Raw genomic sequence first — 25,684 nt, forward strand, 5'->3', positions numbered from 1 at the left:
ATGGCAACCAATGAAAGTAGATCCTACCCGTCCTCTGATCGTACAAAGCGATTTGTCTGTCTTATTGGAAACGCATCATCCTGAATTTGAGTCGGTTCGAGGGGTTCTATCCCGTTTCGCGGACCTCATCAAAAGCCCGGAGCATCTCCACATGTATCGGATTACGCCGTTATCGCTGTGGAATGCAACGGCTGCAGGTATGCCAATCGAACAAATGTCGGCTTGCTTGCAGCAAAATGCGAAATTTGGTGTTCCTTCCTCTGTGCTCAGCGGAATTCGTAAATATGCGAACCGATATGGGATTTTACGGATGGAAAACGTCGGCAACGAACTCTATCTCGTCAGTGATGATACGGTCATATTGAAAGAAATTCGTGCGTATGATTCGCTGAAAAAATATTTAGAAGATACCCGCGGCGAGCGGGCTATTGCTATTTCTCCGGCTTATCGCGGCGTGTTGAAGCAGGAATTGATCAAGCTCGGCTATCCGGTTGAAGATTTGGCGGCATACCGGAGCGGTGAATTTCTTCCTATTCAGCTGCGCGATGAAGAAACAGTCGAAGAGCCTTTTCAACTGCGCGACTATCAGAAGAGTGCCGTTGATGCCTTTCATCGCATCGGAGAAGGGGGGAGCGGCGTTCTTGTGCTGCCTTGCGGAGCAGGTAAAACCGTGATTGGCATTGCCGCAATGGCGAGATGCAACTGTGCGACGTTGATTCTTACGTCGAATGTCACATCTGTAAAGCAGTGGAAGCGGGAGATTTTGAGCAAAACAGGGCTTGCAGAAGATCAGGTCGGCGAATATAACGGAACAACGAAGGACGTACGGCCAGTCACTATAGCAACGTATCAAATTCTAACACATCGTGGCAAAAAGGAAGATGACTTCGCACATATGCGTTTGTTCAGCGAAAGAGAATGGGGGCTCATCATTTATGATGAGGTGCACCTTCTGCCAGCTCCTGTTTTTCGGGCTACGGCGGACATTCAGGCGACCCGCAGACTCGGTTTGACCGCTACTCTTATCAGGGAAGATGGCCGAGAGGAAGATGTTTTCTCCCTAGTAGGGCCTAAGAAGTTTGATATGGCATGGAAGGAGCTCGAGTCGCAAGGCTGGATTGCTAAGGTTACCTGCCAGGAAGTGCGTGTTCTGCTAACCCAGAGCGATCGCGACCTATACGGAGCCTCTGGCGCCAGGCAGCAATTCAGGATTGCTGGCGAAAATAGGGCCAAACAACAGGTGATTGACCACTTGCTGCAGCTCCATGTCAATGAACCAACATTAATTATTGGCCAATATATTGATCAGTTAGAACAGATCTCGGCTCACACCGGCGCGCCGATGATCAGCGGTTCTATGGCGTATGAACATAGAGAGGAACTCTATGATCAATTTAAAAAGGGGCAGCTGCCGCTGCTGATTGTCTCCAAGGTGGCTAATTTTGCCGTCGATTTACCGGATGCCGCGGTAGCTATCCAGGTATCTGGCAGCTATGGATCGCGCCAAGAGGAGGCGCAGCGGCTGGGACGGATTCTTCGTCCGAAGAGCAGCGGCGCGAATGCAGCCGTATTTTATTCAATCATCAGCGAGGATACGAAAGAGCAGGACTTTGCTATGAAGCGTCAACTGTTTTTGGTGGAGCAAGGTTATGAATACTGCATTACGCGTTGGAGTCCTGAAACGAAAGATCGAAAAGGAGAACAGCATGAGATATGAGCATGTAGTAAATCGAATGCCGGAAGCCCTGAAGGGGCTTATTTCTAGCCAAGCTTGGTGCTCTTCTTATATCAAGGAAGGAGTTTCGTTGTCTGATCTGCTAACTGACCGAAAATATCTCCTACGGCTGTTGTCCCATCTGTCAGTGGATGAGAAAAATACGCTCCGTCTTATTCTTTCCGCATTCGGTTGTGAATCGTTCACGAGCGTTGCGCTTGAAAAGCAAGCGGGCCTCCGTATGGCTGGCGCACAAGTCGCCATTGGGCTGGTGGGCCTTAGACGGGCAGGCATTATTGCCGCATTCCGCAAAGCCTGGGGGGAGCAGCTTTTTGTGCTGCCTGAGGATACTTTTGACGCCTGGCAGGGACTGCTTTTTCCTTCCGTAGAACGTAAGACTATTTCGGATGAAAGCACGTTAGAGCCGCTGCCAGCGGGGGTTATCCAAATGAATGGTTCACATCAGGAAGAAGCAAACGCGCATCCTAGAGGTCTTGCCCAGCAGCTCTTTCACTTTATTGCGGCCTGTTCGCAGCAGCCTTCACTTCCTCTAACCAATAAAGGGACGTTACATAAAAAGCAGATCTTAAAGCTCACTCAGCACCTCATTCTTCCGGATGGATTGCTGCGTGCCGCGGGAATTACCTACGCATTCAGAGATATTTACGATGATGGTGCGGTACTGATGCTAGAAATGGCTATTCGAATGGGGTTCATTTCGGGGAATGACGATCAGCTAGTGTTGTGCAAGGACGCCTTCCTAGCATGGCTTGATGCACCTTATGAGAGGCAGCAGAAGGCGCTTTACGGCGTTTGGCGTCAATTACAGCTTCCGGCACCTGTCTGGCTTCAGCATGGCATAGCGTGGATGGAGAGGGCAGAAACATTGCAATGGGTTGGCGTAGACACCATAGTGGGAGCGATTATGGAGAGCTGCACTGATAATGGTCAGATGAAAGAGGCTGATTCTCTTACACATGCTCTTTTTTCTAGCTGGATTGCGCCGCTGTCCAACTTTCGTTTTGTAGAACTTGCTGCCGATAAAGAAGGCAGTGTTTGGTTTCGATGGTTGATTTCACCGAAGGGCGAAGGGGATCCCAAGAGTGAATCCAGCGATGATCAGGCAAGTCAATTGGAAAAACAATCGGCGGTTCCTTCGTTTTATGTGCAGCCTGATTTTGAAATACTGCTGCTTCCAGATGCATCGCTTCGAATGGAGTGGGAGATCGCGGCGTTCGCCGACCTCAAGCAGACGGATCATGTTCGTACTTATCGCATGACAAAAGAAGGTTTTAATCGTGCTTGGGAATTGGGGCAAAGTAGTGAAGAAATGATCTCGCTGCTGCAAGAGAATGCTTATTATGAAATTCCAGAGCCAATAACTGTAACTCTGCGGCAATGGGGGGAGCAGACCGGCAAAGTGCATTTTGAAGAGGTAACGCTGCTTCGCTGCCGATCGGACGAAATCGCAGATAGCCTGCTCAGAAACGAGAAATGCCAGCCATTTCTTCGGGAACGTGTCGGCGCTGCTGATTTTATCGTGCCCAAAGCACAATTGGCTCAGCTTACCAAGTTTTTAGAGAATATGGGGTATAACCCCAAAAGCAGCCGTAAAGAAGTAAATGATCCGGAAAGCAAGGTTGGGAATGTACCTGGAAATCTGACGCCGGGTTTATGTTATTCCAGAGATTCCATACAGCTTTATGAGATGGACACCGAGCTGCCAGAAAGAAATGACTTGTACCCGGATATGGGGGATATCCCGTTAAGTTGGCTGCGAGATTTTCGCTCATACCATGGTTCCACGCGTAAAGAAATGATTCGTAAGGCCATTGAATGGAAGAGCTGCTTGCAGCTGCGCAAAGAGGGGCAGAGCCGCTTCATAATTCCCCGAACTTTGCGCGAAGAACGCTCAGGCTGGATCCTGGAAGGACTAGAAGAATTACAAGAGATTGCATGGTCTGGTGAGGACTGGGAGGAAATGAAATTGATTTTGCCGGGCATTAATGACGAGGGTGTATAGAGAAAAGGAAGAAACTCTTGAGGAACTGTGGTATAGTAAGAGATGTCAGATACTCTTTAAGAGGAAGGAAGTTGAACATAGGTATGTTACAGACAATGGAAACAGAAACGATTGATATGTCGGCCGTTCTTATGCAGGCCTATGACATGGGTGACATGATTAATTCCTCTGCTGAAGTGGCAGATTATTTATATTGGAAGAACGCTGTTGAGAACAGTGCGGAAGTGAAAGAGCTTAAAGCCGTCTTTGCAAGAAAGAAAGATGCTTTCGAAGAATGCGAGCGTTTCGGTCATTATCACCCGAGCTATCACGAAGCTTTGGCTGCTGTGAACGAGGTTCAGGACAAGTTGCACCTGGTTGAGGCTGTTCGCAGATTCAAAGAAGCGGAGGATCGCTTGGACGATTTATTGTTCACCGTGTCCACGACGATCGCTCACGCCGTATCTGATTCTATCAAAGTTCCCAGCAATAACCCGCTGCCAACCGGCAAAGGATGTTCCTCGGGTGGAAGCTGCAGCGGCAATTGCGGTTAATCTATGTTACAACTGGAAATCGGGGCGGATGATTCCGACCTCGGTTCCTTGCCAGTTATGAACGGCAGGCGTGTGAAAAGCAGCAAGCTGGCTGACTTCGGATGCCGAGAGCAGATCTAACTGCTTCAGCGCTTCAACGACAGCAGGATAGAGCGCTCGCTGATTACCGTCTTCAATCTTCAGCACAAAGCCCAACCCCTTCTCAGGGACCGTTAGTGCGAAAATGCCCTCAGCACCCATTTTGCCGATGATTCGGCCCTGCGTCACTTCGATTAATTGCGTATCGAAGCGATCGCTGCCTGCTAGGTATTGAGGATATTTTCGCACCGCGGCGACAATTCTCTGGCAAGCGTTTGCACGGACCTCGGGCAGCCCTTCCGGGCTTCCAAGCCGGGCGAAAGCAAGCGCGAGATGGTTGATTGGCATGCCGAATACGGGCACTCCGCAGCCGTCGATCCCGAGCTCCATCTGCGATTTCGGGATGCCGGACATGGCGCATACCGCGTCCAGCATGAGCTGCTGCACAGGATGCTGCAGGCTCATGTATGTATCCGGCGATGCGCTGAGATGCGCACAAAGCGCCAGCATGCCTGAATGCTTGCCCGAGCAGTTGTTATGCAGCGTGGTCGGCGCTTCACCCCGTTCGCGCATGGCCTGCGCGGTCGGCGCGTGGTAGGGCTCATGAGCACCGCACTGCAGGTGCTCGTGATGGAAACCGAGCTTGCCCAAGATGCCTTGGGCAGCGCTCACGTGCTCAGCTTCCCCGTTATGGGAAGCGCAGCACAAAGCAATTTCGGCATCTTCGAGGCCGAAATGATCAGCCGCGCCGGATTCGATGACCGGCAGCGCTTGAATGAGCTTCGCCGTCGAACGGGCGAAGGTTAGGAGCTGTGGTTCGCCTGCCTCGTGCAGCAGCGAGCCGTGGGTATTAACTACCGCGAGATGAACGCGGTGAATACTTTCTGTTATGTTCCCGCGGTACACGCGGACAATGGTGTTAGAAGGCTTCATGTAAGGGTATCACTCCATACTAGGATTATTGAAAAGAGGTTGCAATCATGATGATTGAGCGTAGCGGGTTAATCATTTGGGTTAACGATATCAAGGCCGCCAGAAACTTGGAAAGATTCGGTTCACTTCATTACATATCCAAGAAAATGAATTATGCAGTTCTTTATATACATGCAAGCAAAGTTGAAGAGACGACTCGCAGCTTACTTAAGCTGCCATACGTCAAAAAAGTAGAAAAGTCTTATCGCAATGAAATCAAAACCGAATACAGTAGTGATGTGCCGGACAAAACTAGATTTTACACCCTTTGAGGCTGTAGTGCAAAACGAAAGCTTCGGAAGAAGCTTTTTTTATTTTTTGAATTTTTAGATAATTGAGCATTTTTTCAGGAATTCACAAATATTTATTAATAATTTTATATATTCTTACATGGGAAAAAAAGTTATAATCAAGTAAACTATAACTTACATACAGTCAGGGAATAGGTACGCGGACTCATTTTTCTAGGAAAGGGGGTGTGATCATGAAAGACAAAGTAATGGGGAGATGGAGTACTTATGAACCATTCTTCGTGCAGCTGGGTGACAAGAAAGTGGCGGATGTCGTGATCACGAATCATGCGAAGCTGAGATGGACCGATCGTGTTTCCAGCGAAAACAACTCACTGGAGGAAATCTGTGCTTTTCTATGGGAAAAGCTTAAAAATGATAACATCGTCCCTTATTATCGAAATGAAGAAGATGTTTATCTGATTGATGATGACCTTGTCGTCGTTGCTGAGTTTTCTCACTTGGAGAACGAAACGGATCTGGTGGGCAATCCGCTGCATAAGATGATCATTGTCACCTTCCTCGGGAGAATGTCCGAAACCATGGAGCTCCGCGATTTGAAATCATATTATTCTTGGCTTAGGCATTCACGGCGCATGACGTTGATCAAGAATAGCCGCAAGCGCCGATAACTGGATAATAGCTGGATCAAGAGCGTGTCCATCGCGGCATGCTCTTTTTTATGTCCGATGGACTGTGCGCGTGCAATTTCATATAATGGTAGCATAGAGAGGCGGGTTTTTATGGCACTTAATTTTCATCAACTCCACATTTTTTATACCGTTGCGGAAAAAGGAAGTTTCTCACATGCCGCCGGAGCGCTCCATATGACCCAGCCTGCCGTCACCATGCAGGTTCAATCCCTTGAGGACTACTTCGGCGTGAAGTTATTTCACCGCAGCACCAAGAAGATTGAGCTATCTGAGGCGGGCAGAGCACTGATGCCGTTTGCTAAGAATAGCATTGAGCTGATCCGGGAGACGGATGTTGCGATGTCCAAATTCACCAAAATGATTGAAGGGCGGCTGCAACTTGGCGCAAGCTTGACAATGGGCGAATACATTTTGCCTCGTCTGCTTGGCCCCTTCAGCAAAGACTATCCGAACATCTCCGTTTCCATGAAGGTGATGAACACCACACAGATTCTGGATGAGGTTCTTGGTCATCAGCTCAATTTCGGGCTTGTCGAGGCTCCAATTCATCATCCGGATGTCCATACCGAAGCGATTTTAAGCGATGAGCTTAAGTTAATTGTACCAGCGGATCATCCCTTAGCAGACATGGAGGTTGTTACACTTGAAGAAGTGTTGAAATATCCATTCGTGCTTCGTGAGCAAGGCTCGGGGACTAGAAGGGTAATGGAAGAGGAATTCGCCCGCTGCAACATGGATTGTTCCACGATGAAGATTGTGATGGAACTAGGCAGTACTGGCGCTATCAAATCAGCCGTTGAAGCTGGGCTTGGCATTTCCATCCTATCGCAGTCTTCGGTTAAGCATGAAGTGACCTTGGGGCTGTTTAAAGTGAAAACGATTGAGAATATCAGGTTTGAACGCAGCTTCTATGCGATCTATTTAAATTCCACACTGCTTCCAATATCCGCGGTAAGTTTTATGACCTTTTTACGGCAAGAAGAATTGAGCCGTTTTCTCTAACATGTGCGGTATCTGGCGATTAAAAAGAGGAAGAGGGGGAAGCAGAAATGACAGCCAAAATGGAAGCGGATTTACATACACATACAACGGCTTCAGACGGGACGCAGCGGCCTGCTGCTAATGTGCAAATGGCCCGCGACGCCGGTCTGGCGGCAATTGCCATCACGGATCATGATACGGTTTCCGGTGTGGCTGAAGCGCTTGCAGAGGGATTGAAACTCGGGATTGAAGTTGTGCCCGGAGTCGAGATCTCGACCGTCGAGGGCGGTCAGGACATCCATGTGCTGGGGTACTATATTCAAATCGAGGATGCTCGGTTTCTGGAAAGACTGGCATCTTTGCGCGACACTCGAAATACTCGCAATGACATGATTATTGAGCGTTTGCAGCAGTTAGGCATGGAGATTACGATGGATGACGTGCTCAAAGAAGTCGCGAATATTAAGCGTAAGGGTGATACCGTCGGAAGACCTCATATTGCTGCCGTGCTTCTGAACAAAGGTTATGTTTCCTCCATTAGTGAGGCCTTTGACAAGTATTTGGGGACAGGAGCTGCCGCTTATGCTAACCCGCCGCGGATCAAACCGGAAACGGCCATCCAGTGGATTCATGAAGCCGGTGGCAAGGCCGTTCTTGCTCATCCGGGCATCTACCATGACGATGCTCTCGTTGAGGCTATTACGCAGCAAGGATTAGACGGCATTGAGGTGTACCATTCTGACCACACACCGGAAGATGAAGCGAGATATCTTGAACTTGCTCAGCGTGCAGGGCTGCTCATCACAGCCGGTTCAGATTTTCACGGCGAACGGGGCGGAGTTGTATTTCATGCGCCTATCGGCTCCAAACGAATAGGGATTGAAGTTTTGCAAGGCCTACATACCTAGAAGGAGCTGCGTTAATGAGAAAGATTCGTAAAGCCATTATTCCCGCGGCTGGTTTAGGGACGCGATTCCTGCCAGCTACGAAAGCGCAGCCGAAAGAAATGCTGCCTATTGTAGACAAGCCTGCCATCCAATATATCGTGGAAGAAGCTATTGAATCTGGGATTGAGGATATCATCATTGTAACAGGCCGCAATAAGCGTGCAATTGAAGATCATTTTGATAAATCCGTTGAACTTGAAATGATGCTCGAAGAAAAGGGCAGCACACAATTGTTGAACATTGTACAGTCTGTCTCTAATCTGGCTGATGTCCATTATATTAGGCAAAAGCAGCCCTTAGGCCTCGGTCATGCGATCCTTTGCGCACGCAAATTTATTGGTGATGAGCCGTTTGCCGTGCTTTTAGGCGATGACATTCTGCAGTCTTCTCGACCTGGACTCAAACAGATGTTGGATATTTATGAACAGACGGAAACGTCTGTTATCGCTGTACAAGAAGTGCCTTGGGAAGATGTGAGTAAATATGGGATCGTATCCCCAGCGTCGAGCTACGGCAGCTATCGTTTGATTGAAGATTTGGTCGAGAAACCTGATCGCAACCAAGCGCCTTCGAATTTAGCGGTGATCGGCCGCTACCTCATTATGCCTGAAATATTTGGCATCCTGGAACGGCAAGAGCCCGGCCGCGGCGGAGAAATTCAATTAACGGATGCCCTCCGTGTTCTTAATCGAGAGCAGCGAATGGCCGCCTATCTGATGCAGGCGAATCGCTACGACGTTGGCGACAAATTCGGATATATTGAAGCGACCATCGAGCTTGCCCTTCAACGGCCTGATTTGCAGAATCAGGTGAAAGCGTATCTTCTTAATTTGGCTAGAAAGCTGGAAGCAGAGTAACAACAAACAAAAAGAACCTAGTGCAGGAAAGCTGCGCTAGGTTCTTTCTCTATTTTACAGTTACTTTCATTTGTTTGATTTCCTGTTCATCCGGCGTCACAAACAGCGTTTTCTGATTCACGTAGATGACGAATCCAGGCTTGGAGCCATTCGGTTTATGGACATGTTTGATCGTTGTGTAGTCAACAGGAACTTGACTGGAATGCTTGGCTTGACTGAAGTAAGCGGCTAATTGCGCCGCCTCTCGCAGCGTAGTCTCCGAATAGCTATCGCTTCGGATCACGACATGAGAGCCGGGAATATCTTTCGTATGCAGCCAAGTATCGGATGAAGAAGCAAACCGGTTTGTTAAAAATTCGTTTTGCGTATTGTTTTTGCCGACGTATATCGGAATTTGTTCGCTAGACATATAGCACGCCAAGGCGGGCTTATCTTTTTTCTTCTTTTTCCGCTGTTTTTTGTTGCGGTCGCGTATATAGCCCTGTTCCATGAGCTCATCGCGGATTTCCTCGATATCGGTCAAGGAAGCTACGCCTAGCTGTTGCAGCAAGGAGTTCAAATACGTAATTTCCTGATGTGTTTGTTCGATTTGTTCCTCGACAATAGCGGTACTGTTTTTCATTTTTGTGTATTTTTTAAAATAGCGCTGCGCATTTTCTGATGGACTCAACAGCGGGTCCAGTGGAATTTTAATCAGAGCCTGATCTTCATCATAGTAGTTGATCGTCTCAAGCTCGCGATCCCCTTTGTTAACGGCATGCAGGGAAGCTGTCAGCAGCTCGCCAAGTATTCGAAATTTGTCGGCATCCTTGGAATCGTCGACGGTTTCTTGGAGTTTCTCCAGTTTTTTGACATTTTTATTGGATTCATTATGTAGAAAACGGAGCAAATCCGCTACGCGCTGTTTGACCGTATCTCTTTCGGCTTTGTCTCCATAAAACATCTCCAGGCATGCACTAGGCGTTGGGTACGTTGTGGACGTGCCTATGATATGCGTTAGCGGTGTCATGGCGAAGAACAATTTGCCGGTACTTGTCTGCTCGGTAATGACAGGTTCGTAGTGGTGCTGACGTACTGCCGACATTACTTTGTCAAAAGCATGCCATAAAGCGTCCATATCGACCGTTTGTTCGCTTTCATAGCCCGTGCGGCTGCGAAATACGATCTCTTTGGAAATTAATGGGCTTAACCCGCTGAATGCAGCGACTAGCCTTTGTTCGGGCTTATCCGAACTGGGGGACTCTTCCTCAGGCATTTGAGCCATCGTCTCAAGGAAAGCTGCCCTATTCACGTTAAGCGGATTTTGCTTATCTTGCGCAGGCGGTGTGACGTACTTGCTTCCTGGCATGACAACCCGATAGGAGGAGATGGCAGGGGTTACGTGATGAATACCGTCCAAAATGGTGTCCGTTGCCGGATCCAGTAGAATGATGTTGCTATGCCGTCCCATAATCTCCACAAGGATTTCTTTGGTGCTCATATCGCCTAGTTCATCTCGGTGACGGATTTGCAACCGGACGACACGTTCCATGCCGATTTGTTCCACGGCTTCAATAACCCCGTTCTCACAGTGCTTGCGAAGGAGCATGCAGAACATAGGGGCATCCATCGGATTTAAAGAATTTTGCTCCGTGAGCTGGACCCGTGGGAAGGTGGGATTCGCTGAAAGAAGAAGCTTGAGATTTTGCCCTTGCGCTCGGATTTGCAGGATGACGTCATTCTCGCTGGGCTGGTGAATTTTATTAATGCGGCCTCCTACACACGCTTGTAATTCATGAACAATCGCGTGCAGGACTAGTCCGTCTAAAGCCATGATACATACAACTCCATTCTAGGTGAAAACTTTGCTAATCTCTATGATGCCATACTTTTCACAAAAACTTAAGTCTTAGCCACCGGGAAAGATGATTTCAGGGATATTTTCCGGCTTGTCTGAATACATTTACGTATGAGTGAGAGGCAAGATCAAGTGGGAAGTGGGAGGGAGAAGGGCGAATGAGTCAGAATAAGTGGTACCAGTTGACATCGGAAGAAGTCCTGCAGTTACAGCAGGTGGACACGCAGCAAGGGTTGCCCTGGGAAGAAGCCTGGAAGCGGCAGGGAGAAGCAGGTCGCAATGAGCTGACTGAAGGGCATCGCGTCTCTCCGATTACGCTGCTATTGAATCAATTCAAAGATTTCATGGTGCTGGTGTTATTAGGGGCGACTCTGATCTCCGGCTTGCTGGGCGAATATTTAGATGCGATCACGATCGTTGTCATCATTGTCATGAACGGCATCCTTGGCTTTACCCAAGAATTCCGCGCCGAACGTTCGCTCCGCGCACTTAAAGAACTGTCTGCTCCGAATGCGAACGTGTGGAGAGAAGGCGCCGTTCATCAAATACCGGCTCGTGATTTGGTGCCTGGCGACATCATTTTACTCGAAAGCGGGGACCGGGTTCCAGCCGATGTGCGTTTCCTGGAGACGAATGGCGTCTATATCGAGGAATCAGCGCTAACAGGCGAGTCTGTGGCAGTCAGTAAGCAAACTGCAGCTATTGCGCATGACGAAGTACCGCTCGGGGATCAGCGGAATCTAGGGTTTATGGGCACGATGGTTTCAAGAGGCACGGCCAAAGCCATTGTCGTTCGAATCGGAATGAATACGGAAATGGGTAAAATCGCAGATTTGATTCAAAATACGGAATCCATGGAAACGCCGCTTCAGCACCGTCTAGAACAGCTCGGGAAGATACTGATTATTGTTGCAATCGCGTTAACCGTTCTCGTCGTTGTTGCCGGTATTATGCATGGACAACAGCCTTATGCCATGTTCTTGGCAGGAGTGAGTTTGGCCGTTGCTGCAATTCCAGAAGGCTTGCCTGCTATTGTGACTATTGCACTGGCGCTTGGCGTACAGCGAATGATTAAACGCAAAGCGATTGTAAGAAAGCTGCCTTCTGTTGAAACATTAGGATGCGCTTCGGTCATTTGCTCCGATAAAACAGGAACACTCACTCAGAACAAAATGACCGTTACACACTTATGGGTTGGCGGCGATGTGCTGGAAGTGACAGGGGACGGCTATACACCGGTTGGTGACATTCAAATTGGCGGTCAATGTGCGGATGTGCTCAAAAACCCTTCATTAAGCAGGCTGCTTCATGTGTCTGTGCTTTGTAATAACGCAACCTTATATGAAGAAAAGCAGGAGTTGAAACGGAAGAAAGGCAAGGATGCCAAAGAGAATGTCGTCTCTGTCTGGAATATCAAAGGGGATCCGACCGAAGGAGCGCTAGTTGTCCTGAGCGCGAAGAGCGGTATTACGCAAGAATCGCTTAGGGATAAGTATAAACGGATCGCTGAGTTCCCTTTTGACTCTGAGCGCAAACGAATGTCAGTTCTCGTGACTTCGGAAAATGGGCGCATGGCATGTACCAAGGGAGCTCCTGACGTTCTGCTCCAGCACTGCAGCTACATTCTATGGGATGGCAAAGTCATTCCATTTACGTCTACACTGAAACAAAAAGTAATGGCGGCCAATGAAGGCATGGCAAGATCCGCCCTTCGGGTGCTCGGCATCGCCTATAAAGAGCTAAAAAGCACTGATCGCTATGATGATTATGAAACGGTGGAAAATGGTTTGATCTTCATCGGGCTGACCGGCATGATTGACCCGCCTCGTAAAGAAGTGCGTGAAGCCATCTCCAAATGCCGCAAAGCAGGCATTAAAACGGTTATGATTACCGGCGACCATCAGACGACGGCAGAGGCGATTGCCAAACAACTCGGCATGATTCAAGGCAATGGAGTTAGCTTGAGCGGGCAGCAGCTCGCTTCGATGTCGGACGAGGATCTGGAAGCCAAGGTTAATGATACTTACGTGTATGCAAGGGTATCCCCTGAGCATAAGCTGCGTATTGTCAAAGCCTTGCAGCGCAAAGGACATGTTGTCGCTATGACGGGTGACGGAGTGAATGATGCTCCGGCGATTAAAGCAGCGGATATCGGAATCGCGATGGGGATCACGGGGACGGACGTTTCGAAGGAAGCTTCTTCCTTGATTCTCAGCGACGATAATTTCTCCACGATTGTCGCAGCGATTGAAGAAGGACGGGGGATTTACGAAAATATCCGCAAATTCATCCGGTATTTGCTTGCCTCCAATGTCGGCGAGATTATGACGATGTTTATCGCGATGATGGCAGGTCTTCCTTTGCCGCTGGTACCGATCCAAATTCTGTGGGTGAATCTGGTGACGGACGGCCTTCCGGCGATGGCGCTTGGCGTTGACCAAGCTGAGAAGGACTTGATGCAGCATAAGCCCCGCTCGTCGAAGGAGAACATCTTCGCCAGACGGCTCGGCTGGAAAATTATTTCCCGCGGAATTCTTATCGGTGTTTGCACCTTGGCGGCCTTCTGGCTCGTACTGCGGGCTGATCCTTCGGATGCCGCAACCTTATTGAAAGCTCAAAGCGTCGCATTCGCTACGCTGGTCATGGCTCAGCTGATCCATGTGTTCGATTGCCGCAGCTCCCGTTCGATTTTTCATCGCAATCCGTTACAAAATCGTTACCTTGTCCTTGCGGTATTATCCTCACTCATATTGATGCTCGCCGTTATGTATGTGGAAGCTCTTCAACCGATCTTCAAAACCGTTCCTCTGGGCTGGAAGGACTGGATTCTCGTTCTGATCGCCGCAGGCATCCCGACCTTTCTCATGGGGCTGGGCAGCGTGCTCTCACCGAAGCGTACAAAAGGTTCTCGTCCCGCTGCTTATACGTCATCCAAGGCAAGTTTCAGATAAGTTTAGATGTGCGGCTGTCTCTGTGGTCTTTAAGACCATTGGGATGGCCTTTTCTTATTTAACGGAGCAAAAATCAGCAGAAAGGACTATGCATGCATGCATTTTTGCGCTATGATATTGGCTAAAACACACATTTGGAGTGCTGATTACAATGAAATTCACAAAATTGCATGGTTTAGGCAACGATTTTATTGTCATAGCTGGTGAAAAGGAACTTCCTGCCGGTGTGGATCAGCTTGCGATCCGGTTGTGCAATCGCTTCTTTGGGATTGGCGCTGACGGCTTAGTATACATTCTTCCTTCCGAGAAGGCAGATTTTAAAATGCGCATTATTAACTCCGACGGGTCTGAAGCTGAGCAATGCGGTAATGCGATTCGTTGTGTGTCTAAATATGTTTACGATCACAAGCTCACCGACGCAACGGAGATTACTGTTGAAACCTTGGGAGCAGGCGTACAAAAGGTCCAACTGAATGTGCAAGATGGGAAAGTCGCGACGGTCCGAGTGGATATGGGGCAGCCGATTTTGCAAGGACTCGAAGTTCCTACAACGGTAGATGAGGCCAAAGTCATCAATCATCCGATCGAAGTGGACGGAAGAGAGTTTCGATTTACAGCTGTTTCGATGGGGAATCCGCACTGTGTCATTTATGTGGATGATGCCGTCAATTTCGACCTTGCCGTATGGGGACCTAAGCTTGAAGTACACCCTATGTTCCCGCGTAAAATCAATGTGGAATTCGCTACGGTGAAGAATCGCGCGTTCACGGATATGCGCGTTTGGGAGCGGGGCGCAGGTCCTACGCTTGCTTGCGGGACTGGTGCTTGTGCGACGCTGGTATCTTCTGTTCTTAATGGGCTTACCGACCGTCAGGCTACGGTTTCGCTGAAAGGCGGAGATCTGTTCATTGAATGGAATGAAGAAGATAATCACGTCTATATGACGGGGCCTGCCGAAGAAGTGTATCAGGGGACGCTGGACTAGCACGATATCAGAATGATTGATAAAGGTTTATCTTAATATCTCCCATCATTTGTGATACATTATAACTACATTTTTTTAGTAAGCGGGGAGATTATGATGAAACTGGATCTTCGAGCGGCGCTGCAGCGGGAAATTTTGACTGGTGACGGCGCGATGGGGACTTATTTATATCAGATGGGATTTCCGGTAGGCATTTCTTATGAAGAACTGAATCTGCTCAGACCGGAAACGGTCGCTGATGTGCACCGCCGCTATTTTGAGGCAGGTGCTCGTCTTATTGAAACGAATACCTTTTCGGCTAACCGTGAAAAATTATCTAAGTATGGGTTAGAAGGAGATGTTGAAGCGATTAACCGTGCAGGTGTAGAGCTTGCTCGGAAGGTTGTCGGAGATGATGCTTATGTTGTTGGAGCAATAGGTTCGATCCGTGCTGGCAAACGCAAAAATGTTCGTACTGCCGATGTCGAAGAATCGCTGCGCGAGCAAATCTCCATTCTTCTGGATTCACCTGTGGATGGGCTCATGCTCGAAACTTTCTATGACTTGGAAGAGCTTCAGCTGGCACTGCGCATCATTCGCAGCATGAGCGATCTGCCAGTCATTTGTCAGTTCGCGAACGAAGGAACCGGGAGCACGCAGGACGGCGTTCCGCTGCAGGAGGCGTTTCTGCGCCTGCAGGGCGAAGGCGCTGACGTCATCGGCTTCAACTGCCGCGTCGGCCCGAACGGGATTCTCCGCTCGATGGAGAAACTGACCCCGCTGGCCGGCGTGCCGTTCTCCGCGTTCCCGAACGCGGGACTGCCCGACTATGTCGACGGGCAGTACACGTATGCGGCGACGCCACAGTACTTCGCCGAAAGCGCGCTGCGCTTCGCCGATCTCGGCGCGCGCATCATCGGCGGCTGCTGCGGCACCACGCCGGAGCATATCGCCGCAGTCGCGAAGGCGCTGCAGGGCTACGTGCCGGCAGCGCCGGGGACGGCGGCTCCCGCGCGCGCTGTGCGCGTGCTAGAGCCAGCTCCGGCGAAGCCTGCGCCGCCAGCAGGCAAACCTTCGCTGCTGGACATCGTGAAGCAGCGCAAAACCGTTATTGTCGAGCTGGATCCCCCGCGGGATCTCGACATCGACAAATTTATGCAGGGCTCGAAGGCCCTGCAGGATGCGCACGTCGACGCCATTACGATGGCCGACAATTCACTCGCGGTGACGCGCATGAGCAACCTGGCACTCGGTTACCTCGTGCAGGATAAGCTTGGCGCGCGTCCGCTGATTCATATCGCGTGCCGCGACCGCAACATGATTGGGACGCAGTCCCATCTCATGGGGCTTCACGCGCTGGGCATTGACCATGTGCTGGCCGTGACCGGCGATCCCGCCAAATTCGGCGATCTTCCTGGGTCCAGCTCGGTTTACGACCTGACATCCTTTGAGATTATCCGGATGATTAAACAGCTGAACGAAGGGATTGCGTTCTCCGGCAAGCCGCTGAAGCAGAAGGCGAACTTCGTGGTGGGGGCTGCTTTTAACCCGAATGTCAAGCATTTGGATAAAGCGGTTCAGCGTTTGGAACGCAAAATCGAAGCCGGCGCCGATTACATTATGACGCAGCCAGTGTACGACGCTAAGCTCATTGAACAAATTTATGAAGCGACCAAGCATCTGAATATACCGATCTTCATCGGGATTGCACCGCTTGCGAGCGGAGGAAACGCGGAGTATTTGCATAATGAAGTGCCAGGCATCCGATTGTCGGATGAAGTTAGAACGCGCATGAGCGGACTCAAGGGTCCAGAGGGCCGTGCGATGGGCGTGGAGATAGCCAAAGAGCTGCTGGATGCGGCTATGCCTTACTTTAATGGCATCTATCTGATGACCCCTTTTCTAGCGTACGAGATGTGTGTTGACCTGACAAAGTATGTGTGGGAAAAGTCGAATCGTCATGATTTCCACTTGTACCCACTTTCAAAATGAATTAAAATAGGGTAATGGATGTGATGAGGATGATTTGCAGTATGACCGGATTCGGACAAGCGAATCGTTCTTTTGCGGGATACAACGTGTTTATCGATGTGAAATCGGTCAATCATAGGTATAGTGAAGTGTCGATTCGAATGCCTAAGGAATGGGCGGTCTTTGAAGACGCTTTGAAGAAAACGGTGCTGCAAGCTGTGAGGAGAGGGCGCGTTGACGTCTTCGTTACAGCGGAACGTGAAGCGGCTTCCACCAAGAGCGTGACGGTTGATTTCGCTTTGGCAGATGCTTATTTGCAGGCTGCTGAGGAGTTGAAGGGACGCTACGGGTATGCCGAGCAGGTCGGTCTCAAGGATTTATTAAGACTTCCTGATCTCATTCAGATGAAAGAGCTTCGCAAGGAGCCTGACGATGAGATCGAACAGGAGTTGTGCGCCTGCTTGCAGGAGGCCGTTGCCAAATTATCCGATATGCGGATGCGAGAAGGAGCATTTCTGGAACAGGACATTCGTGAGCGTCTGGCTGAGCTGAAACGGATCCATACGGAACTGGAAGCTTTAGCGCCTGGCGTCGTGCAAGATTATGCGGCTAAGCTCTCTAATAGAATTCAGTCTCTCCTCCAGGATCAGACACCTGTGGATGAGATGAGGCTGGCGACAGAAATTGCTATTTTCGCAGACCGGTCTAACGTAGATGAGGAATTGACTCGTCTGAAGAGTCATTTTGGGCAATGTGATCAATTGCTTTCAGAGAAAGAGCCTGCCGGACGAAAGCTGGACTTCTTGATTCAAGAAATGAATCGGGAAGTGAACACGATCGGATCTAAGTCGAATCACTCGGAGCCTACGGCTAGAGTTATTGCAATGAAGGCAGAGCTTGAAAAGATGCGCGAGCAAATACAGAATATCGAGTGAAGCGGCATGAAGCTTCGCGAGGAGGAAGCCCTAAATGGCTATCAAATTAATCAATATCGGGTTCGGCAACATCGTATCGGCGAACCGCATTATCTCGATTGTGAGTCCGGAATCGGCTCCGATCAAGAGGATCATTCAAGAGGCGCGTGATCGTCACATGCTGATTGACGCTACATATGGTAGAAGAACCCGTGCCGTTATTATCACGGACAGCGATCATGTGATTTTGTCGGCAGTACAACCAGAGACGGTAGCGCATAGACTTTCCAACAAGGACGATGATCATGACGAGTAATACGAACACTCTTGAGCGTGAGAGAGGTATTCTGATTGTTTTATCCGGCCCTTCTGGTGTCGGCAAAGGTACCGTGTGCGCCGCGCTGCGCAAGTGCTCTCCGGATATTGTATATTCCGTATCGGCTACAACCCGATCTCCGAGACAAGGGGAAGTAGACGGTGTCAACTATTTCTTCAAAACACGGGAGCAATTCCAACAGATGATTGATTCCGATGAAGTGTTGGAATGGGCCGAATACGTAGGTAATTTCTACGGGACGCCGAGACGTTTTGTTGAAGAAACGCTGCGCTCCGGCAAAGATGTCATCCTGGAGATTGAAGTTCAGGGTGCTTTGCAGGTGAAGCAAAAGTTTTCTGAAGGCGTGTTTATTTTCTTGCTGCCTCCTTCGCTGGATGAGCTTGAGAATCGAATTGTAACGCGTGGTACAGAAACAGACGAAGTGATTCGCAGTCGCATGTCGATAGCGATTGACGAAATCCGTTTAATGGAACACTACGACTATGCAATTGTGAATGATCATGTGGAAACAGCTTGCTCCAAAATACAAGCGATTCTCACGGCTGAACATTGCAAAAAAGAGCGTGTGTATCCCAAAATCGTACAGTGGATAGATGAGGTGAAATAATATGTTATATCCTTCAATTGATAAATTGCTAGATATCGTAGACAGCAAGTATTCGCTCGTTGTCGCTGCATCCAAAAGAGCGAGATCTCTTCGCGACGGCGCAAAATCAGATTTGAAAGGCCAAAAAGCTCATAAGCATGTTGGTGTGGCGCTTGAAGAGCTTTATGGCCACTACATTGGCTATGAGAAAATCGAGCCGACAGAGAACGAGAAAGAGAAATAAATCGCTTACCCAACAACCCTTTGTGGTTGTTATTTTTTTCTCAGAATAGCAGATAGATAGGGGGATACCCATGAGTGCTTTGCAGGGTAAAACAATTGTACTAGGCGTGTGCGGAGGGATTGCTGCCTATAAAGCGGCTGCGCTCACGAGCAAGCTGACTCAAGCGGGAGCAGTGGTGCGCGTCATTATGACAGAATCCGCTGTTCAATTCGTGGCGCCGCTAACGTTTCAAGTTCTGTCTCGTCATCATGTATTTGTGGATACCTTTGATGAGAAAGATCCTTCTGTTGTTTCCCATATTAACTTGGCGGATAGCGCTGATCTCGTGCTTGTTGCGCCAGCAACAGCGAATACGATCGCCAAAATAGCGTTAGGGCTAGGCGATGATATGCTTAGCACAACGCTGCTGGCAACGACTGCACCGATCTGGATTGCGCCTGCGATGAACGTGCATATGTACGAGAATCAAGCTGTACAGATGAACATGCAGACTTTGCTTAGCCGTGGTGTGCGCTTCATTGAGCCGGGCGAAGGACAGCTTGCGTGCGGGTATGTTGGCAAAGGCCGGCTTGCGGAGCCGGAGGAGATTTTTGCTGCGGTAGAGCGGCATTTTAAGGGAGAAGTTCGCCGTCTTGAAGGGCAGCGCGTGCTTGTGACGGCTGGAGGCACTGTAGAACGCATTGACCCCGTTCGTTATATTACGAATGATTCTTCCGGCAAAATGGGCTATGCGATCGCTGAGGAAGCTGTACGTATGGGAGCCAAGGTGACTCTGATCTCGGGTCCAAGCGCATTACCTGTGCCTGCCGGTGTTGAGCTGGTTCCTGTTCAGTCCGCGCTGGATATGAGAGAGGCCGTCTTATCCCGTTTTGAGGAAAGCCATGTGGTGATCAAAGCGGCTGCGGTCGCTGACTACCGCTCATCTGTTATTGCTGATCAAAAAATCAAGAAAAAAGCGGATTCAATGACGCTCGAGTTGATTAAAAATCCAGATATTTTACAGGAACTGGGTACGCTGAAAAAGCATCAGTTCGTCATCGGCTTTGCTGCGGAAACGGAACGGCTTGACGAGCATGCGATGGACAAGCTGACCCGTAAAAACTGTGATCTTATTGTTGGGAACGATGTATCGCAGGAAGGCGCGGGCTTTAGCGGAGATACGAATGTGGTGCGCATTTTTGACCGAAACGGACTCGTAGAAGCACTGCCTATCCTGAGTAAGAAAGATGTAGCACGCAGACTGCTCGAATTAACAGCGGATCGTTTACCGGCTAAGACGAGGGAATCCTGATGTACGCCAAGGTTATTGTGGATGTTCCTGCGAAACAAACGAACCGTGCGTTCGATTATGAAGTCCCCTCGGCTCTAAGGAAGTGGGTCGAGGTGGGGAGCCGTGTAGGCGTACCTTTTGGGCCTCGGGTGCTGCAAGGTTTCGTTGTGGAATTGCACGAGAACACGCAGCTTGATGTGAAACGGATTAAACCCATACAGAACGTCCTGGATTTGGTGCCTCCTTTGACAGATGAGCTTGTGAGGCTTGGCAGATGGATTAGCCACATGTATTTATGTCACGAAGTCACAGCTCTCCAAGCTATGCTGCCTGCTGCACTCAAAGCGAAGTATGAGCGGGCGATTGGGGTAGGAGAAGAGTCCGGTGAACAGTCCTTGCTGGACATGCCGGATTTGCAGGCGATTGTTGCTTACGTTAAGTCCAAAGGGTCCGTTCCAATGGACGCATTGCTGGAGCGTTTTGCGGCAGACGGTGCCCTCATCAAGCAATTGCTTGGTGCGGGCATTTTGACGGAAGTACAGGTTGTTAAAGACCGTATGAGCACGAAGAAGGCGTTAACGGTATTTCCTCCAGTTGATGGCAGCGGGTTAGAACAGGCGCTTTCTGAGCTGCCAGCGAGAGCTAACAAGCAGCAAGAAGTGCTGCGCTACTTGATGGAGCATCCCCACGCCATTCGGCTAACTGAGCTGATGGAAATTGTGGAAGTAGGTGCTTCAACGGTCAAAAGCTTAGCCGATCGCGGATGGATTCAGCTGCGCGAAGTCGAAGTTATGCGCGACCCTTATGCGGGTCGTGCTTTTGTGAGGACGAAGCCGCTTCCGTTAACGGAGGAGCAGAGCCGCGTTTTCGCGGAAATTCGGGATGCTGTCGCTGAGGAGCGCCATGAGGTCTTTCTTTTGCATGGCGTCACAGGCAGCGGTAAAACGGAAGTTTATTTGCAATCCATCCAGCAATGCTTGGATATGGGGAAAGAAGCGATCGTGCTCGTACCCGAAATTTCGTTGACACCGCAAATGGTCGAACGATTTAAGGGGCGATTCGGCGATCTCGTTGCTGTTCTGCACAGCCGGTTATCGAACGGGGAACGATACGATGAATGGCGCAAAATTATGCGCAAGCAAGTGAAAGTGGTTATTGGCGCTCGTTCCGCGATTTTTGCTCCTTTTACGAAAATAGGACTTATTATTATTGATGAGGAACATGAGTCTTCTTATAAGCAGGAAGAGAGTCCCAAATATCATACTCGCGATGTGGCAGTTAAGCGTGCAAGCATGCAAGGATCAGTCGTTGTGCTCGGTTCAGCGACACCTTCGCTGGAGAGCTTGGAGAGAACGAGGCGGCGCCGGGATCGGGCTGAGCCTTCTTACAGACTGCTCACGATGAAAGAACGGGTGGCCAGCAGGCCAATGCCGCCTGTCGCGATTATCGATATGCGGGAGGAACTGAAAAGCGGAAATCGCTCGATGTTTAGCACGGCGCTGTATAAAGCGATTGAAGATCGGTTACACAAGAAAGAACAGATTGTTTTGCTGCTGAACCGGCGAGGGTACGCGACTTTCGTCATGTGCCGTACCTGCGGGTACGTCTCCACATGTCCGCATTGCGATATTTCACTTACGTACCATCAGAGCTCGCGTATGCTGCGCTGTCATTATTGCGGCTATGCGGAGCGCGAGGTAACCGAGTGTCCTAGCTGTCAATCCAAGCATATTCGCCATTTTGGCACAGGCACGCAGCGTGTCGAAGAGGAACTGGGTAAAATATTTCCAGGCATTCGCGTCATTCGAATGGATGTCGATACGACGACAGAGAAGGGTTCGCACGAAAAGTGGCTGACGATGTTTCGCGAGAAACAGGCGGATGTGCTGCTGGGGACGCAGATGGTCGCCAAAGGGCTTGATTTTCCTGATGTGACCCTAGTTGGGGTTATTGCTGCGGATACCGTGCTGAATATTCCGGATTTCCGTTCAGCGGAGCGAACGTTTCAGCTTTTAACACAGGTAGCTGGGCGTGCAGGCCGGCATGAAAAGCAAGGGGAAGTGTTCGTCCAGACTTACACGCCTGAGCATTATAGCGTACAATACGCAAGTCAGCATGACTTTATTGCTTTTGCCAACCATGAGCTGGATGTTCGCGCAAATTTAGGCTATCCGCCTTATCAGCGATTGATTTTGGTTACTTTTTCACATGAACAGGTACCGCTTTTGGTACGCTTCGCGGAAGCTTTCGTCACGAGGCTTAAAGAGATCGCGCAGGAGTATCGGGCGAAACAAATTGACCTGTTTTCAGATGCGGTTTCTGATGACAACACTTTCCAAATGGACGTGCTGGGCCCAGTCGCATCGCCTATTTCCCGAATCAAAGATAGATATCGATTCCAATGCGTGGTAAAATATCGTGGGGAAGATCAGGCGGCAGAGATTATTGGCCGAACGGTGGCGTGGTTTGAAGAGCGCTCATCCAAGGAAAAGCTGCTGATCAGTGTGGATGTTGACCCGCAATATTTGATGTAAGGAATCCCAAATAGAGAAGACTCAAAGGTAGGTGCACGTTATGGCTATTCGTATTATTGTCAAAGATCCAGATCCCGTGCTGCGGGAAAAGGCGATCACAGTGACCAAATTTAATTCCAATCTGCATAAATTGCTCGATGATATGGCAGACACGATGTATGAGGCAGAAGGCGTAGGCCTTGCTGCTCCGCAAATCGGTATTCTCAAACGCGTCATTGTGATGGACTGCGGCGAAGAGCATGGCGGATTGATCGAAATGGTCAACCCAGAAATCGTTTCTTCCAGCGGCGAACAACACGGACCCGAAGGCTGCTTAAGTATCCCTGGTCTTCGCGGTGATGTCACGCGTGCTATGAATGTAACGGCCAAAGGCCAAGATCGCAACGGAAATCCAATAGAAGTTACAGGCACTGAGCTGCTCGCTCGCTGCATTTTCCATGAAATTGATCACTTGAACGGGATTCTGTTTACGGACCTGGCAACCAAAACATACACTAGCGATGAAGAGGAAGATTCTGAGTGAATATCATTTTCATGGGTACACCGGATTTTGCAGTACCTTCCCTGCAGGCTCTCCTGGAGGAAGGCTATAACGTGACGACAGTTGTCACGCAGCCGGATCGGCCGAAAGGGCGCAAGCGCGTCCTGACGCCGCCGCCGGTGAAGGTGGAAGCGGAGAAGCACGGCATTCCGGTGCTTCAGCCCGAGAAGCTGCGTCAAGCGGATTCGGTGGAGCTTCTGCGCCAGCTCAAGCCTGATCTGATTGTGACGGCTGCTTATGGTCAGATTTTGCCCAAGGCCGTGCTTGATCTGCCGAAATATGGCTGCATTAACATTCATGCGTCATTGCTGCCTAAGTATCGCGGCGGAGCACCGATTCATCATGCTGTGCTGCGCGGCGAAGCAACGACAGGCGTCACGATTATGTATATGGCCGTTGGGCTGGATACGGGCGACATGATTTCCCGTGTAGAGCTTCCAATTGAGGATACCGACACGACGGGGACTTTGTTTGAAAAGCTAAGCATCGCCGGCAGTGAGCTGTTGAAACGGACTTTGCCGGATTTATTGGCAGGACGCATTCAGGCTGTCCCGCAAAATGAGGCTGATGCGATCTATTCCCCGAATATCCGCAGGGAGGACGAGCTGATTGACTGGTCGCGTTCGGCGGTGGAGATTTGGAATCAAGTGCGCGGTCTGAATCCTTTCCCTGGGGCATACACCCTCTGGAATGGGGAAGTCATGAAGGTTTGGGAGAGCGCGAATCCGAAGGAAACAACAAGCCGCAGTTTCGCAGAGGCTCCTGCTCCCGGAACGGTTCTTGGCAGCAGCGAGCACGGTATTGAAGTGATGACCGGCGAAGGTACGCTATGGCTGACCCAAATTCAACCTGCTGGCAAAAAGGCGATGCCCGTTTCGGAATTTATTCGCGGCGTGCAAATCGCAGTAGGTACGACATTCGGCCGTGTGGGCGAAGATCAGCCATAACTTAACAAAAATGAGGTATTCGATTTGTCAACGCAAAAACCAAACCGTCCGCAACATGGATCTAACCAAACACAAGGGGCTCGCAAGCCCTTGTCATCAAAATCCTCCGGCGGCGCTGCGAAGAGCAGCGCTGTTAAGCATTCTGCCCGCGAAGCGGCGCTGGATGTATTGATTCGGGTTGAAGAGAATCAATCGTACAGCAATCTTCTGCTTAATCAGGTTTTGCAGAAGCATGCTCTTGAACGGGCCGATGCGGGGCTGGCGACTGAACTTGTGTATGGAACCATCGGACGTAAAAATACGATTGATTTCTTTTTGGAACGTTTTGTGAGCAAAGGGCTCGCGAAGCTGGAGCCATGGGTCAGATGCTTGTTGCGGCTGAGTTTCTACCAGCTGCACTATTTGGACCGCATCCCCGACCATGCGGTCGTCAGCGAAGCGGTCAATATCGCGAAGCGCCGAGGCCATCAGGGGATCTCGGGCATGGTCAACGGCGTGCTGCGCGCAATCATCCGCGGCAAGGCTGAGCTTACGCTTCCGGCTGCGCTCGGCGACGTGAAGCGCATCGCGCTGGGCCACTCCCATCCGGAGTGGCTCGTGCGCAGATGGATCCGTCAGCTGGGACCAGAGCTGACGGAACAGATCTGTGCGGCGAACAATGAGCCGCCGCACGTGAGCATTCGCGCGAACGCGAGGCGTCGCAGCCGTCTGGAGCTGCTGGAGCAGCTCCAGGGCAGCGGCCTCAGCGCGGAAGCGTCAAAGCTGGCCCCGGCTGGCATCCTTGTGCAGGGGGCCGGGAACATGGCTTTGTCCCCCGGCTTCCTGCAGGGGGACTTCTCGATTCAAGACGAGAGCTCGATGCTCGTCGCCGAAGCTCTGGAGCCGCGTCCAGGCATGACGGTGCTGGACTGCTGCGCCGCCCCTGGCGGCAAGACCGCTCACATCGCGGAGAAGATGGATGATAGCGGTAAGATTTGGGCTTGTGACCTGCATGAGCACAAGCAGAAGCTGATCGCAGATCAAGCGGAGCGTCTGGGACTGTCGTCGATTCAGACGCTTGTGATGGATGCTGCGAAGCTGGATGAGCATTTTGCGGCGGAGTCGTTTGACCGCATCCTGCTCGACGCGCCGTGCTCAGGCTTAGGCGTTATTCGCCGCAAGCCTGATTTGAAGTGGGCGAAGCAGGAAGCTGAGATTGATGCGATCAGTGAGCTGCAGTACGCGATCTTAAGCCGGGTACACCGGCTGCTGAGGCCTGGCGGCGTGCTGGTATACAGCACGTGTACAATTGAGCATGCGGAGAACGCTGGCATGGTGGAGCGTTTCCTCGCGGAGCATCGCGATTTTGAGCTCGCGCCGCTGCCGGCGGAAACTTTCGCGAGCGTTGATCCTACGGCTGCTGCCGCCGGGATGGTGCAAATTTTGCCGCAGCAGTTTCATTCGGACGGCTTTTTCATTGCGCGTCTGCGCAAACGTGCTTAACTCCAAGAGGGGGATGTGTGTTCGTTCCCGCTTTGTGATAAAATAAACAGGATTAGCA

22 protein-coding genes are annotated in these 25,684 nt (G+C 50.3%); 20 read left to right on the forward strand and 2 right to left on the reverse strand.

What is annotated here, in order from left to right; translation table 11 throughout:
• Positions 1-10: 10 nt before the first annotated feature.
• The 3 genes from AC58UW_RS04990 to AC58UW_RS05000 all read left to right on the forward strand — a co-directional run bounded on the left by AC58UW_RS04990 (position 11) and on the right by AC58UW_RS05000 (position 4,270).
• Positions 11-1,717 (forward strand): DNA repair helicase XPB, encoded by a 1,707-nt coding sequence (locus tag AC58UW_RS04990; protein WP_497419601.1) that lies wholly within the window; start codon positions 11-13, stop codon positions 1,715-1,717.
• Positions 1,707-3,737 (forward strand): helicase-associated domain-containing protein, encoded by a 2,031-nt coding sequence (locus AC58UW_RS04995; RefSeq protein WP_497419602.1) that lies wholly within the window; start codon positions 1,707-1,709, stop codon positions 3,735-3,737. The genes AC58UW_RS04990 and AC58UW_RS04995 overlap by 11 nt, the downstream gene beginning before the upstream one ends.
• A gap of 95 nt (positions 3,738-3,832) precedes the next feature.
• Positions 3,833-4,270, forward strand: coding sequence for a YlbF/YmcA family competence regulator (locus tag AC58UW_RS05000; protein ID WP_497419603.1), 438 nt, complete (start codon positions 3,833-3,835; stop codon positions 4,268-4,270).
• Positions 4,271-4,276: 6 nt separating this feature from the next.
• On the opposite strand, the gene AC58UW_RS05005 is transcribed toward AC58UW_RS05000, so the two are convergent.
• On the reverse strand, positions 4,277-5,281 hold the full coding sequence (locus AC58UW_RS05005) for an asparaginase (protein ID WP_497419604.1): 1,005 nt from the start codon (positions 5,279-5,281) through the stop codon (positions 4,277-4,279).
• A 47-nt stretch (positions 5,282-5,328) separates the two neighbouring features.
• Here AC58UW_RS05005 and AC58UW_RS05010 point away from each other — a divergent pair, with 47 nt between their 5' ends.
• From AC58UW_RS05010 to galU, 5 genes are all read left to right on the forward strand, one after another.
• The gene (locus AC58UW_RS05010; protein WP_028558190.1) at positions 5,329-5,592 is read left to right on the forward strand and encodes a YlbG family protein; all 264 of its coding nucleotides are present in this window, start codon (positions 5,329-5,331) and stop codon (positions 5,590-5,592) included.
• Between the two features lie 212 nt (positions 5,593-5,804).
• Positions 5,805-6,242, forward strand: a complete 438-nt coding sequence (locus tag AC58UW_RS05015; RefSeq protein ID WP_497419605.1) for a hypothetical protein — start codon at positions 5,805-5,807, stop codon at positions 6,240-6,242.
• A gap of 111 nt (positions 6,243-6,353) precedes the next feature.
• The gene (locus AC58UW_RS05020; protein WP_497419606.1) at positions 6,354-7,265 is read left to right on the forward strand and encodes a selenium metabolism-associated LysR family transcriptional regulator; all 912 of its coding nucleotides are present in this window, start codon (positions 6,354-6,356) and stop codon (positions 7,263-7,265) included.
• Positions 7,266-7,312: 47 nt separating this feature from the next.
• Positions 7,313-8,152 (forward strand): PHP domain-containing protein, encoded by an 840-nt coding sequence (locus AC58UW_RS05025; protein ID WP_497419607.1) that lies wholly within the window; start codon positions 7,313-7,315, stop codon positions 8,150-8,152.
• Between the two features lie 14 nt (positions 8,153-8,166).
• On the forward strand, positions 8,167-9,048 hold the full coding sequence (galU, locus tag AC58UW_RS05030) for a UTP--glucose-1-phosphate uridylyltransferase GalU (protein WP_497419608.1): 882 nt from the start codon (positions 8,167-8,169) through the stop codon (positions 9,046-9,048).
• Positions 9,049-9,097: 49 nt separating this feature from the next.
• On the opposite strand, the gene AC58UW_RS05035 is transcribed toward galU, so the two are convergent.
• Positions 9,098-10,861 (reverse strand): Rqc2 family fibronectin-binding protein, encoded by a 1,764-nt coding sequence (locus AC58UW_RS05035; protein WP_497419609.1) that lies wholly within the window; start codon positions 10,859-10,861, stop codon positions 9,098-9,100.
• Positions 10,862-11,043: 182 nt separating this feature from the next.
• On the opposite strand from AC58UW_RS05035, the gene AC58UW_RS05040 reads away from it, so the two are divergent.
• The 12 genes from AC58UW_RS05040 to rsmB all read left to right on the forward strand — a co-directional run bounded on the left by AC58UW_RS05040 (position 11,044) and on the right by rsmB (position 25,626).
• The gene (locus tag AC58UW_RS05040; RefSeq protein WP_497419610.1) at positions 11,044-13,836 is read left to right on the forward strand and encodes a calcium-translocating P-type ATPase, SERCA-type; all 2,793 of its coding nucleotides are present in this window, start codon (positions 11,044-11,046) and stop codon (positions 13,834-13,836) included.
• Between the two features lie 151 nt (positions 13,837-13,987).
• The gene (dapF, locus tag AC58UW_RS05045; RefSeq protein WP_497419611.1) at positions 13,988-14,821 is read left to right on the forward strand and encodes a diaminopimelate epimerase; all 834 of its coding nucleotides are present in this window, start codon (positions 13,988-13,990) and stop codon (positions 14,819-14,821) included.
• Between the two features lie 96 nt (positions 14,822-14,917).
• Positions 14,918-16,792 (forward strand): bifunctional homocysteine S-methyltransferase/methylenetetrahydrofolate reductase, encoded by a 1,875-nt coding sequence (locus AC58UW_RS05050; protein ID WP_497419993.1) that lies wholly within the window; start codon positions 14,918-14,920, stop codon positions 16,790-16,792.
• Positions 16,793-16,821: 29 nt separating this feature from the next.
• Positions 16,822-17,706 (forward strand): YicC/YloC family endoribonuclease, encoded by an 885-nt coding sequence (locus tag AC58UW_RS05055; RefSeq protein ID WP_497419612.1) that lies wholly within the window; start codon positions 16,822-16,824, stop codon positions 17,704-17,706.
• Between the two features lie 34 nt (positions 17,707-17,740).
• Entirely contained in the window at positions 17,741-18,001 is a 261-nt protein-coding gene (remA, locus tag AC58UW_RS05060; protein WP_009672664.1) for an extracellular matrix/biofilm regulator RemA, read from the forward strand.
• Positions 17,991-18,629, forward strand: coding sequence for a guanylate kinase (gene gmk, locus AC58UW_RS05065; RefSeq protein WP_127452198.1), 639 nt, complete (start codon positions 17,991-17,993; stop codon positions 18,627-18,629). Before remA ends, gmk begins: the two co-directional genes overlap by 11 nt.
• Before the next feature lies 1 nt (position 18,630).
• Entirely contained in the window at positions 18,631-18,852 is a 222-nt protein-coding gene (gene rpoZ / locus AC58UW_RS05070) for a DNA-directed RNA polymerase subunit omega (protein WP_497368592.1), read from the forward strand.
• 70 nt (positions 18,853-18,922) lie between these two features.
• Positions 18,923-20,143, forward strand: a complete 1,221-nt coding sequence (gene coaBC / locus AC58UW_RS05075) for a bifunctional phosphopantothenoylcysteine decarboxylase/phosphopantothenate--cysteine ligase CoaBC (protein ID WP_497419613.1) — start codon at positions 18,923-18,925, stop codon at positions 20,141-20,143.
• Complete coding sequence (gene priA / locus AC58UW_RS05080) at positions 20,143-22,656, forward strand: primosomal protein N' (RefSeq protein ID WP_497419614.1); 2,514 nt, start codon at positions 20,143-20,145, stop codon at positions 22,654-22,656. The genes coaBC and priA overlap by 1 nt, the downstream gene beginning before the upstream one ends.
• A 40-nt stretch (positions 22,657-22,696) precedes the next feature.
• A complete protein-coding gene (def, locus tag AC58UW_RS05085; RefSeq protein ID WP_127452205.1) occupies positions 22,697-23,179 on the forward strand; it encodes a peptide deformylase in 483 nt (160 codons plus the stop codon).
• An 11-nt stretch (positions 23,180-23,190) separates the two neighbouring features.
• On the forward strand, positions 23,191-24,144 hold the full coding sequence (gene fmt / locus AC58UW_RS05090) for a methionyl-tRNA formyltransferase (RefSeq protein WP_497419994.1): 954 nt from the start codon (positions 23,191-23,193) through the stop codon (positions 24,142-24,144).
• Positions 24,145-24,168: 24 nt separating this feature from the next.
• Positions 24,169-25,626 carry a 16S rRNA (cytosine(967)-C(5))-methyltransferase RsmB gene (gene rsmB / locus AC58UW_RS05095; protein ID WP_497419615.1) on the forward strand — a complete coding sequence of 486 codons (1,458 nt, stop codon included), beginning with the start codon at positions 24,169-24,171 and terminating at the stop codon, positions 25,624-25,626.
• Positions 25,627-25,684: the final 58 nt, after the last annotated feature.

This window comes from Paenibacillus sp. J22R160, from assembly GCF_059692135.1.